At 42.1% G+C, this 11890-nt stretch carries 10 protein-coding genes; 7 read left to right on the top strand and 3 right to left on the bottom strand.

Translation table 11 applies throughout. The annotated features are described in order from the left end of the window. Nucleotides 1–329 precede the first annotated feature (329 nt). Nucleotides 330–575, top strand: coding sequence for a hypothetical protein (locus H0913_RS02145; RefSeq protein WP_181477910.1), 246 nt, complete (start codon nt 330–332; stop codon nt 573–575). A 91-nt stretch (nt 576–666) separates the two neighbouring features. On the opposite strand, the gene lysC is transcribed toward H0913_RS02145, so the two are convergent. Next, nucleotides 667–2034 (bottom strand): lysine-sensitive aspartokinase 3, encoded by a 1368-nt coding sequence (gene lysC, locus H0913_RS02150; protein WP_154601997.1) that lies wholly within the window; start codon nt 2032–2034, stop codon nt 667–669. A gap of 374 nt (nt 2035–2408) precedes the next feature. Here lysC and pgi point away from each other — a divergent pair, with 374 nt between their 5' ends. The 3 genes from pgi to ubiA all read left to right on the top strand — a co-directional run bounded on the left by pgi (nt 2409) and on the right by ubiA (nt 5793). Next, complete coding sequence (gene pgi, locus H0913_RS02155; RefSeq protein ID WP_181477911.1) at nt 2409–4055, top strand: glucose-6-phosphate isomerase; 1647 nt, start codon at nt 2409–2411, stop codon at nt 4053–4055. 305 nt (nt 4056–4360) lie between these two features. After that, entirely contained in the window at nt 4361–4864 is a 504-nt protein-coding gene (gene ubiC / locus H0913_RS02160) for a chorismate lyase (protein ID WP_154601999.1), read from the top strand. A gap of 74 nt (nt 4865–4938) precedes the next feature. Continuing rightward, nucleotides 4939–5793, top strand: a complete 855-nt coding sequence (gene ubiA / locus H0913_RS02165; RefSeq protein WP_036955408.1) for a 4-hydroxybenzoate octaprenyltransferase — start codon at nt 4939–4941, stop codon at nt 5791–5793. 78 nt (nt 5794–5871) lie between these two features. Here the strand turns inward: ubiA and plsB are convergent, their stop codons facing one another. Next, a complete protein-coding gene (gene plsB, locus H0913_RS02170) occupies nt 5872–8376 on the bottom strand; it encodes a glycerol-3-phosphate 1-O-acyltransferase PlsB (RefSeq protein WP_181477912.1) in 2505 nt (834 codons plus the stop codon). A 124-nt stretch (nt 8377–8500) separates the two neighbouring features. On the opposite strand from plsB, the gene H0913_RS02175 reads away from it, so the two are divergent. Both H0913_RS02175 and lexA read left to right on the top strand, forming a co-directional pair. Then, complete coding sequence (locus H0913_RS02175; RefSeq protein WP_154602001.1) at nt 8501–8875, top strand: diacylglycerol kinase; 375 nt, start codon at nt 8501–8503, stop codon at nt 8873–8875. A gap of 137 nt (nt 8876–9012) precedes the next feature. Next, nucleotides 9013–9630: a transcriptional repressor LexA gene (gene lexA, locus H0913_RS02180; RefSeq protein ID WP_108479281.1), complete on the top strand. Its 618-nt coding sequence runs from the start codon at nt 9013–9015 to the stop codon at nt 9628–9630. A gap of 171 nt (nt 9631–9801) precedes the next feature. Here the strand turns inward: lexA and zur are convergent, their stop codons facing one another. Then, nucleotides 9802–10317: a zinc uptake transcriptional repressor Zur gene (gene zur, locus H0913_RS02185; protein WP_154638676.1), complete on the bottom strand. Its 516-nt coding sequence runs from the start codon at nt 10315–10317 to the stop codon at nt 9802–9804. A 965-nt stretch (nt 10318–11282) separates the two neighbouring features. Here zur and H0913_RS02190 point away from each other — a divergent pair. Continuing rightward, nucleotides 11283–11861: a fimbrial protein gene (locus H0913_RS02190; protein WP_181477913.1), complete on the top strand. Its 579-nt coding sequence runs from the start codon at nt 11283–11285 to the stop codon at nt 11859–11861. Nucleotides 11862–11890 lie beyond the last annotated feature (29 nt).

The raw sequence follows: 11890 nt of genomic DNA on the forward strand, positions 1-11890 counted from the left end.
ATTTTATTTGAAAGCCAATAACCTTATTAATATTATTGGCTTTTAATCATCAATGTCTATTTCGATTTTTATCATATTTACAAATATCATTTTGATATTCTTAGGAATTACTTTAATTGTACTTTTTCTTATCTACTTTTGAATAGAAACTACGTATATCTACACCATAAAATTTATCAATCTTTGTGAATTAGGAAGCTATTTTTATTTAGCTAAATAATGAAGTATAGTTTTATTAACTGGTTCTTTGTTGAGTCTTTGTTGTAAATCTCTCCATTAGATTAGAACGAGTTTAGTTGTTTTTTGAGTATGAAAAAATGAGGTGTCAAATGAGCACTTATTGTTTTTTTATTAAATCCGACGAAGTTGTTGCGTTAGAGATGAAGGAAACCCAAAAAGCGTCAGAGTTGCTGAGTGCGGGTTATCAGAAGCAGTTTGAAGAGATAGAGGCGAATAGCAAAGATTTAGCGTTAGCGCGCTTTGCGGATATTCGCGGAGAAGAGCTAAAAAGCACCTATGCTTTTGCGGGTGAGTCGACGTTTAGTGGGCTGATTACTTCTTTCCTAAGTCGTTAAATTTATATTTATTAGCAAGTCAAACGGGCAATCAAAAGATTGCCCGTTATCGTTTCTGGCTCGCTATCATATTATGAATAGCTATTCGCTATCACTCAAAAAGATTATTGTGCAGCGTGCGAATAATCTCTTCCGCGTCGTTACCCGGCACAAGCAGACAAATATTATGGCTGCTAGCACCGTAACTGATCATGCGAATATTAAAGGATTCCAGTGCGCCGAAAATCTGTTTTCCGAGCCCGTTCACTTGTGATAGTTGGTTGCCAATAATCGCCACTAGAGCAAGGTTTTCTTCCACTTCTACGCGGCACAGCGCGGATAATTCGGTCATTAAGGCATTAGTTAGTAAGCTACCATTAGTGCCTGTTGAGCCCGTTGTATCTAATGTCAGTGCGACACTCACTTCCGATGTGGTGATCAAATCCACGGAAATATTATGGCGCAGCAAGATAGTAAAAATCTCTGCTAGGAAACCACGCGCATGCAGCATTTTCAAACTGTGCAGCGTCAGTAACGTTTGTTTGCGGCGTAGTGCGAGCGCTCTAAATTGCGGTGGGTTTTCCGTTTGGTCACTGACAATTGTTCCGCCTGCTTCTGGCGCTTTACTAGAACCGACGAATACTGGGATCCCCGCACGCACTGCGGGTAATAACGTGGCTGGATGCAGAATTTTGGCGCCGAACGTCGCCATTTCAGCCGCTTCATCAAAGGCGATTTCATCGATTTTTTGGGCATTCGGCACCACGCGAGGGTCGGTAGTGTAAATACCAGGTACATCCGTCCAAATATCCACGCGGGATAGGTTCAATACTTCAGCCAGTAAGGCCGCGGTATAGTCACTTCCTCCGCGTCCTAGTGTGGTGGTGCGCCCTTTGGCATCACGACCAATAAACCCTTGAGTGATAACAATTGACTCGGCTAAGCGTGGAAGTAACTGCTGCTGTGCGAGCACTTGTAGCTGTTCAAGATCCGGCTCAGCGCGCCCAAAGCTTTCATTGGTTCTCATCACTTTACGGACATCAAACCACTGTGAGGATGCTCCACGTTGACGCAACACTTCCACAAACAGTAATGTGGACATAATCTCGCCGTGACTGACCATTTCGTCCGTTAAGGCATCGGAAGTGGCCAGAGAGGCTGAATCGGCTAAATGGGCAATATTCTCAAGTAGACGGTCGATTTCTTCGCGGATCACGTTCGCAGTTTGCAGGTGTTCGATAATGTCATATTGAGTTTGTTTGACTCTTTGCAGTAGCTCGTTGCGTTTATCAGTGTCACAGCCTTCAGCGAGTTCAATGAGTAAGTTGGTGATCCCCGCACTTGCGGAAAGCACAACCACACGAACTTGATCATTTGCCAGTACGATGTCTGCACTTTTATTCATGGCGTCGAAGTTAGCGACGCTTGTGCCACCGAATTTTGCGATAACAAACTGATTACTGCCAGCTACTGTATTCATTTTCCAATCCCTTTAATTAAACCGCCTATCTTTAAATAATGCATTAACCCAAAATAATTCCTGCGGCGCTGGCCGAATGAGGCACTACATCAACAGCTTGAAATACGTTGGAGTAATAGATTTATCGACTTTGGCACGTATCGTCAATAATGAATCGAGGTAAATCAGTAATTCTAATGATGGGCAAATGATTATCGGTTTTCCCAATACCTTTTCTTTTTTAATCCTTTTGGGGATGAGATGACAGTTGGCGTTAGGTTTGGGAGAATAGACCTAACAACAGCAGATTATGAGAACGCAGAAAACCGATAAGCTTCGTGTCCTCGGCGAGTTACAATCTATTATTATTTGAAATTGTTTTGGAGGTGTTATCCATGAAAAGTATCAATCCAAGCCAGACGGCGGCATGGCGAGCGCTAGAGCAGCATTTTGCAGACATGAAAAATGTGCATATGCGTGACTTATTTGCACAAGATGAACAGCGCTTTACGAAGTTTTCAGCCACTTTTGATGACCAAATCTTAGTGGATTTCTCCAAAAACCGTATTACACAAGAGACATTGGACAAACTTTTGGCATTAGCCAAAGAAACGCAACTGGAAGATGCAATCAAAAGTCTGTTCAGTGGTGAGAAAATCAACCGCACTGAAGACCGTGCTGTGCTGCATACCGCATTACGTAACCGCGACAATACCCCAGTGCTGGTGGATGGCAAAGATGTGATGCCAGAAGTGAACGCAGTGCTGGAAAAAATGCAGCAGTTCAGCGCGCGTATTATTAGTGGCGAGTGGAAAGGGTACACAGGTAAAGCCATTACGGATGTGGTGAACATTGGGATTGGTGGCTCAGATCTGGGACCATTTATGGTGACTGAGGCGTTACGTCCTTATAAAAACCATTTAAATATGCACTTTGTTTCCAACGTTGATGGCACTCAAATTGCAGAAACATTGAAGGATCTCAATCCTGAAACTACGTTATTCCTGATAGCTTCGAAAACCTTCACAACGCAAGAAACCATGACTAATGCGCATTCAGCGCGTGAGTGGTTATTGACGTTTGCCAAAGATGAAAAACATATCGCGAAGCATTTTGTAGCGCTCTCAACGAACAGCGAGCAAGTCGCAAAATTTGGTATTGATACCAATAACATGTTCGAATTCTGGGATTGGGTTGGCGGTCGTTACTCTCTGTGGTCAGCGATTGGTTTGTCTATCATTTTATCCATCGGTTATGAGAATTTCGTTCAATTACTGAGCGGTGCTCATGCAATGGATAAGCACTTCACGCAAACGCATCTAGAAAGCAATATCCCCGTTTTATTAGCGCTGATCGGCATCTGGTACAACAACTTTTTTGGCTCAGAAACTGAAGCGATTCTTCCATACGACCAATACATGCATCGCTTTGCTGCCTATTTCCAACAAGGCAATATGGAATCAAACGGAAAATATATCGACCGTAATGGCAATGCAGTCACTTACCAAACAGGTCCAATTATTTGGGGTGAACCGGGAACTAACGGGCAACATGCGTTTTACCAGTTGATTCACCAAGGGACAAAAATGATCCCATGTGATTTTATTGCGCCGGCAGTGACACACAACCCGCTGGGGGATCACCACGCTAAATTGCTGTCTAACTTCTTCGCACAGACTGAAGCGCTAGCCTTCGGTAAAACCCGCGAAGTGGTGGATGCAGAATTTGCCGCGCAAGGTAAAACCGTTGAAGAGATGGAATATGTAGCACCTTACAAAGTGTTTGAAGGTAACCGCCCAACTAACTCTATTCTGCTTAAAGAGATCACGCCGTATTCATTAGGGGCGCTGATCGCTATGTATGAGCATAAAATCTTCACCCAAGGTGCAATTTTGAATATTTTCACCTTTGACCAATGGGGGGTAGAGTTAGGTAAGCAACTAGCGAGCCGTATTCTGCCTGAATTGGAAAATAGCCAAGCGGTGGCGAGCCATGATAGTTCCACCAACGGGCTGATTAATTGCTATAAAAACTGGCGTTAATGGCGTTTTTTTAAGCGACTAATAGCCTGTGATTGGCAGGCTATTAGTATCCTAATAAAATACGATTTTTAAGCTAACTCATTATAAATCAAATATTTTTCACAAAATTTTTACAATTTGTGTTGAATTAGCGACTTTTTATATAAATTGTTATCTATCTTTAACCTTGCACAACAACAACGTGCTATTCTATCGCCCAATAATTTAGATGAACGATGCTGGTTGTGGCTTTAACGCGCTAGACGTTAACACGCTGGAGTAGCAATCAGGGGATAACCATAATTACTATGGTGGAATTTGATTGAATGCCTGAAACGATTTTTACCTCTCACCCGATAAACTGGTTAGAAGAGGGCGACGAGAGTGTTCCTGAAAGTGTATTGGATTGGTTGCAAGAGCAGGGGTCGATGACCAAGCGGTTTGAGCAGCATAGTCAGAAAGTGACAGTAATACCTTATTTAGAACGCTATATCTCACTGGATATGCTCACCGCCGACGAACAAAAATGCTTACCAATTAGTGAGCGTTATTGGCTACGGGAAGTGATTATGTATGGGGATAATATCCCTTGGTTGATTGGCAGAACGCTGATCCCAGAAGAGACGCTCACCGATAATGACAAACAATTAGTGGATATTGGGCGAGTCCCATTAGGGCGCTACCTCTTTAGTCATGAAAACCTAACCCGAGATTATATTGAAATGGGATCCAGCGCTGACCGCTGGGTACGCCGCTCCTTACTAAGATTGTCCGAAAAACCATTATTATTAACCGAAATATTTTTACCTGAATCACCTGCATATAGATAACTATCTAACATAATTCAAATAACGTTTATGGGTAAAATAGAAGCATAAAGGAGCACGACAACGTGGAGGGAAGTATGGCGCTAAGTAAATGGCATGCATACAGCCGTTTAATGCGTATTGATAGACCTATTGGCTCACTGTTATTACTGTGGCCAACCTATTGGGCGCTGTGGATTGCCGCCCAAGGCACGCCAAGTTTGCATATTCTGATTGTCTTTACGGCAGGTGTATTTTTAATGCGTGCCGCAGGCTGTGTTATCAATGATTTTGCTGATCGTAATTTCGATGGGCACGTAGAAAGAACCAAACATCGACCACTGCCTAGCGGTGATGTCACGGAAAAAGAAGCAAAAATCCTATTTGCTGCGCTAGTGGGGCTCTCTTTCTTATTGGTATTGAGTTTGAATACCATGACTATTTGGTTATCGGTCGCAGGCTTAGCGCTAGCGTGGATCTACCCGTTTGTAAAACGCGTGAGCCATTTACCTCAAGTCGTATTGGGGGCTGCATTTGGCTGGTCAATCCCGATGGGATTCTCAGCCGTTAGTGAGTCCTTACCATTAGTTTGTTGGTTACTGTTTTTAGTGAATATCATCTGGTCAGTGATTTATGACACCCAGTATGCGATGGTTGACCGCAACGATGATTTAAAAATTGGCGTGAAATCGACGGCGATTTTGTTCGGTCAATATGACAAGCTGATTATTGGTTTGCTACAAATTGTCATGGTTGGCTTGCTGGTGGTGATTGGCTCATTAGCTAACTTAGGCATGGTTTATTATGGTTCGTTAGTGCTAGCCGCTGCGCTGTTTGTTTATCAGCAGCAATTGATGGTGAACCGGGAACGAGCGCCGTGCTTTAAAGCGTTTATGAATAATAACTATGTCGGTTTTATTCTGTTTATCGGTATGGTGATTAGCTATTTTTAACCATTAAAACGGGATAAGAAAAAGGGTAATGCATCTGCATTACCCTTTTTTATTGGTGCGTATCATTGACTTGCGAGATTACTCTTGCGGAGCTTCTGAGTCTGCATCAGCACTTTCCGGCGTATTTTTCGGTGCCGGTTTTGGTGCAGAAAGTTCTTCAGTTTGGCTAACGCTCTCAATGGTCAGACGGATTTCCGGTGACATCAAGCGTGCAAGCACAGCGTACAAGTTCTTCGCATTCGTCGAGAAAATATCGTTCTCGTTATTATCGATGTAGCCTTCTTCTTTGAGTGTGTCGACCAGTGTTGAGAACACGGCTTTATCAAAGAATTCAGGGGCGTTAATACCGTGAAGAACGGACAGACGCTGTGCGAGCATGCGGCTCTCTTTTTCCAACGTATTGCGGCTGACTTCTGGGCTTGCATTGAGTAATGACAGCGTGATGGCGTAGCGTTGCAGTGTCTCACGAACACCTGCGGCCAGTAGCTGCAAAGGACGGATACGGCGAGGATTTAACACCACCATATTCTCATCTTTCACACAGATCAGTTGTTGGCTGTTCAGCTCATTAATCAATGTATCCACCGTTTCCGTGAGCGCGTTTGCGTCATAGCGCATAAATAGCTCAGCTTTCAGGAATGGATAAATCAGCGCAACTTGCTGGTGGATTGCGTCACGGCTAATTCGCTCATGGTGCAGCACAATGCTGGCGATAAGCGAAGGCAGAACCAGTAAGTGATGAATATTGTTACGGTAATAGGTCATTAAGACGGCATTTTCGCGTGGCAGAATAATAATATCCCCCATGCTGTCTTTTTCGACTTCAAACTTATTCATCTGCAAAGCGTGTTCAAGCAGCTCTTCAGCCGTTTTGTTCGGCGTGGTTGCATCGGCAGTGTAAGGCACATTGCGCAGTAGCTGCAGATAGCACTCGATTTGCTCAAGCAGCTGTTCACGGGTGAGTGAGCGCTGGCGTGAAGCCAACAATGCCGTTGAACATAAGTTAATCGCGTTGGCAGCTGCTGCATTATTGATATTCACCATAATGTTATCGGCTAAGCTGCTGACGGTTGGGTTCAACCAGCTTGGTCGTTGTGGCTCAATCGGGTCGATAGATTCACGCCAATTTGGTACGCGGTTATTTAAGTATTGGGTCAGTGAAATTGGTTGCCCAAAGTTCACATAGCCTTGGCCTAAATTACGCAGTTTGCGCAGACCACGCACCATGGAGAAGAAGCCTTCTTTCTCTTTCTCAGCACCACGCAGCTCTTTTGCGTAAGTTCCCACTTCCATCACATGCTCGTAACCAATATAGATAGGGACGATGGTGATAGGGCGGGAGTCTCCGCGTAGCATCGCTTGTAAGGTCATCGACAAGGTACCGGTTTTCGGTTCCAGTAAGCGACCTGTACGCGAACGACCGCCTTCCACAAAGTATTCAATGGAATAGCCGCGAGCAAATAGCTCACTGAGGTATTCGCGGAATACAGTGGAATAGAGCTTATTACCTTTGAACGTACGGCGAATAAAGAATGCGCCCAAACGGCGGAAAATCGGACCGGCTGGCCAAAAGTTCAGGTTAATACCCGCTGCAATGTGTGGTGGCACCAGACCTTGGTGATAAAGCACATAAGAAAGCAGCAGGTAGTCCATATGGCTACGGTGAGAGGGCACATACACAATTTCGTGGCCATCTTGCGCCAGCTGGCGAACGCGCTCAGCATGTTGAACGTTGATCCCTTGGTATAAGCGGTTCCATGTCCAGCCTAGTACGCGGTCAGTCAGTCGCACTGCTTCATAAGAGAAGTTGGCGGCAATCTCTTCCATCATCGCCACGGCATTTTGTTGGGCTTTTTGTAATGGAATTTTTTTACTGCGAGCTTCGTCTTCAACGGCTTTTTCAATGGCTTTAGAGGACAGCAGCTTATTAAACAGCTCATAGCGTGCTGGTAATCTAGGCCCTACAGCCGCCAAACGCTGACGAGAGTAATGAATTCGTGCTACGCGAGCGAGTTTATTGGCAATGATGGTATCAGTGCCATGCTCTTGTGCCATCTGGCCAAGAGAAATGCTCGGAGAAAAACGCACAAAGCTATCGCGCCCTAACCACAGGACTGCAAAGAATTTTTGCACACCGTTTAAGAGTTTCAGCGGGGCAGGCTTATGCCCTTCGCGACCCGGCGCACGTCCAAACATGACGGATGCAGGTAGCATTTGAATATCAAGATTTGGGTTGTTTTTATGCAAATCCAGATACGCATGGAATATTTTTACTGACTCTTTACGTGGATCTGGGGAGTAGTAACGGAACACACGCGGGCCATCATCAATAAACACATAGGCTGGGAGCTTGGTGCCATTGATGTCGTTATCCATGAGTGGATCAGGTAAACCAATCGCTAAGCATTGTTGGCGAAGCGTGAGCAGGTCGGACTTTGAGTGATATGGCAAGACATACAGCGTTGGCTTGTTTGGGTCAAGCTGCAACTCTGTTATCGGGTCCGTTGGGATTAGTTTACTTTTTACCAATAATTTCAGTGGTAAATTCAACGTGTTGTAATATATTTTACGCCATAGTGACATAAATGATTATAGCCTCTTGTTAGTAATGCTGCGCAATCATATCAGAAAGCAATGTTTAGATCTGTTATCGATAATTCACTTTGACTGCAAAAGTTGATTATTGTTTAGAAATTAAGGAAAAAATATGGCAAGTCAAACTAAGGGACTCACTCGGGTCATCAAAGCGGCTGGATACTCCCTTAAAGGTTTAAAAGCAGCATGGGTAAATGAAGCTGCATTTCGTCAAGAAGCGGTTGCTGCTATCATTGCGATAATTATAGCTTTTTACTTGGATATTAGCCAAATTGACAGAATTTTGTTGATTGGATCAGTGGTTTTAGTCGCTATTGTTGAGTTAATTAACAGTGCGATTGAGGCGGTTGTTGACCGTATTGGTAGTGAATACCATGAATTATCTGGACGAGCGAAAGATATCGGCTCCGCAGCCGTGTTCGTCACGATAGGATTGGCTCTGTTTATCTGGGGAACCGTTTTATGGGCGCGTTATTTTGCGGTTTAGTTGGCTAAAAACAGTAAAAGCGATAAAAAGCCAGAAATTCATCAACAAATGCAGATTTTGGCTAATTTAACAGTTCCCAATACCCATTTACCTGTATATACTCACAGTCTGACTGTATAAACAAACAGGGGAACGGGATGAAAGCACTGACAGCTCGACAACAGCAAGTTTACGATCTGGTGCGTGACCACATTTCGCAAACGGGCATGCCACCAACACGCGCTGAGATAGCAGCAAGTTTGGGTTTTCGTTCGCCTAATGCGGCAGAAGAACATTTAAAAGCCTTAGCTCGTAAAGGGGTAATTGAAATTGTTTCTGGAGCTTCCAGAGGCATTCGTCTGTTGTTAGAAGAAGAATCCGAAGATTTAGGGCTTCCTCTGATTGGACGTGTTGCTGCCGGCGAACCATTGCTTGCACAAGAGCATATTGAAAGCCATTATCAAGTCGACCCAGAGTTATTTAAACCACACGCGGACTTTTTATTACGCGTAAATGGTATGTCGATGAAAGATATCGGTATTATGGATGGTGATCTACTTGCGGTACATAAAACGCAGAATGTCCATAATGGGCAAATTGTTGTGGCGCGTATCGAAGATGAAGTCACGGTTAAACGCTTTAAGCAACAAGGTAATCGCGTTGAACTTATTGCTGAAAACGCTGATTTTGCACCAATCGTGGTTGATTTGCGCGAACAGAATTTTACCATTGAAGGTCTGGCTGTTGGGGTTATCCGTAACAGTGATTGGCATTGATGATGAGTGATTGAGTCTGGCAGCAGACTCAATATCTCTTTTCCGAATAGTCTTTCTTTATATAGTTATTTTCACTTTTTACTTCTTTATATAGACCTTCTTTATATAGCCATTTTTCATGTTGCTATATAGATCCCTTTCTTTTACTTCCTGTATATCTCTTCTTCTATATCACTTCTTTTTTGAACTGACTGTATTGTGATGGTCATGTTCACAGTGTTCGTGATCTTGGCAATTGGAAACCTCAAAACATTTTTGGCATAAACCATGGTTTTCTACCACTGTATGCCTGAGATGAAAATGATTTTCTTCGGCTAGTGTACTAATCGCTTTTTCGATGGTTGTGCAGTCACTTTCAGTCACATTGCCACAATTATCACAAATTAACATCACTGAAATATGGCTTGGATTATCGACATGGTGACAAACCACATAGCTGTTTGTGGATTCAATTTTATGAATAAACCCTTGTTCCATGAGGAACTCTAAACCACGATAAACGGTAGGAGGTTTAGCCTGAGGCTCTATTTCACGCAGTAAATCTAGCAAATCATAAGCACTGATCGCACCGTGTTGTTGCGCAATTAACCGCAGAACAGTCTCTCTTTGTGGGGTCAAACGCACGCCTCGAGACTGACAAATACGTTCGGCCGTCGTAAGCAGCATGTCTTCACTGATTGTTTTCATCTTGTTTGGCCCCACCTGGATAGCTTCAAGTTTTTATTACTGTTTAGTTTACCATAACTTCCATTTCTGTTGTGTTTGAAATGATGGTGATGAAATAAACAGTTTTTTACTAAATTGAATACGCAATTTTAACTTTAATAAAGTCAACGTTAATAAAGAATGAATATCTTATTTAAAATGTGGCTTTTTTTATTTTAAATAAATCATTAATTGCTGCATTTTAGTTAATCATTGAGTGTTAATTTTAACCAAATAAAAACAATTATTGAAATTCATTGTTACTATTTGACGTTGATTTTAATTAAGACTTATCTTACACCTTGTTTTTTATGTAGCGATTACTGGTAGGAAAAAGACACTCAATAGATGTTAAATCTAATAAATTTGCATCTTTACGGTTTATTAAGTTGTATATAAATATAAATATAGGTTTTTATATTTATAGGTTTTTTGCAATATTTAGACATTTTTATAAATGCAAAATGAAGCCTTCATATAAATCTTTCTAAGTAATTCATCATTTCTTCAGGTTTAAGTACTCATTCAGTGAATAAAACTTGTTTATCTGCATTTTGTCGATATAAAAAACCAAGTCAACGCTTTATTTGGGTGGTTTTTGACAACATATGTCACATATGTAGAATTGACATCAGAAAATATCACAAGGTAGTTATCAGGATTCATTTAGTGTTCTATATCAATTTTAATTAATTAATGAATGACTCAATAATTAATTTAGAAGTGAGAATGTTGGCTTAATGAGTTCTGTTTTTTAAATCACATAAATGAGATGGATCTCGTTTATATAAAAAAATCTCTAACCTGAATGAAATTCATCAAGTAGGAAAGCTAGAGGAATTTTCAAGGATGCACTGCTTAAGTAAATAGACTTGATTTTGCATCAGTGAAAACAGGAAAGAGAAAAAGAGAAATAGCAGTTCCTACTCATTTAAAGGAAAACTTTTATGAAACTGAATAAATTAGCATTAACTCTAGCTTTAGGTTTAGGTGTTGGCGTTTCTGGTGCTGCTTTAGCTGCTGATCCAGTAGAAAGCTCACAAGGTGAAATCCGTTTTACTGGTTTCATTAACGACGTTCCATGTTCAATCGATGCTGACAACCTGAAGCAACTAGTTGAATTCGGCGAAATCGCATTACACGAACTGACTTCTAACCAATTCCGTTCAGACAGCAAAACGTTCGATATCGTTCTGAAAAACTGCTCTACTGAAACTTACAAAAACGCAAAAATCACATTTACTGGTTCTACAGTAAATGGTTTCCAAGGCTTCACTGGTGACTTACTGGGCTTAGGCGGTAAAGTTAAAAACGCTGGTATCGTAATCACTAACGGCGCTGACAAAATCGTTGAATTTGGTAAAGCATTCCCAGGTACTGGTGACGGCTACGCGTTAAATAATGGTGACGGTTCACAAACTACTCTGCACTTCGCAGCGTACGTTAAAGGTAACGAAGACCCAACTCAAAAAGCTACTACAGGTCGTTTTGACACTGTAGCTAACTTCAAAATTGTTTACCAATAATAGTCAGTTTCTATAGAGAATAATATGGC

The organism is Providencia rettgeri (assembly GCF_013702265.1).
Taxonomy (GTDB): Bacteria; Pseudomonadota; Gammaproteobacteria; order Enterobacterales; family Enterobacteriaceae; genus Providencia; species Providencia zhijiangensis.

What these genes read in the sequence shown, in the direction of transcription:
- ubiC (WP_154601999.1), top strand. Translation starts at nt 4,361, where the DNA reads ATGCCTGAAACGATTTTTACCTCTCACCCGATAAACTGGTTAGAAGAG.
- lexA (WP_108479281.1), top strand. Translation starts at nt 9,013, where the DNA reads ATGAAAGCACTGACAGCTCGACAACAGCAAGTTTACGATCTGGTGCGT.
- plsB (WP_181477912.1), bottom strand. Translation starts at nt 8,376, where the DNA reads ATGTCACTATGGCGTAAAATATATTACAACACGTTGAATTTACCACTG.
- pgi (WP_181477911.1), top strand. Translation starts at nt 2,409, where the DNA reads ATGAAAAGTATCAATCCAAGCCAGACGGCGGCATGGCGAGCGCTAGAG.
- H0913_RS02145 (WP_181477910.1), top strand. Translation starts at nt 330, where the DNA reads ATGAGCACTTATTGTTTTTTTATTAAATCCGACGAAGTTGTTGCGTTA.
- zur (WP_154638676.1), bottom strand. Translation starts at nt 10,317, where the DNA reads ATGAAAACAATCAGTGAAGACATGCTGCTTACGACGGCCGAACGTATT.
- H0913_RS02175 (WP_154602001.1), top strand. Translation starts at nt 8,501, where the DNA reads ATGGCAAGTCAAACTAAGGGACTCACTCGGGTCATCAAAGCGGCTGGA.
- H0913_RS02190 (WP_181477913.1), top strand. Translation starts at nt 11,283, where the DNA reads ATGAAACTGAATAAATTAGCATTAACTCTAGCTTTAGGTTTAGGTGTT.
- lysC (WP_154601997.1), bottom strand. Translation starts at nt 2,034, where the DNA reads ATGAATACAGTAGCTGGCAGTAATCAGTTTGTTATCGCAAAATTCGGT.
- ubiA (WP_036955408.1), top strand. Translation starts at nt 4,939, where the DNA reads ATGGCGCTAAGTAAATGGCATGCATACAGCCGTTTAATGCGTATTGAT.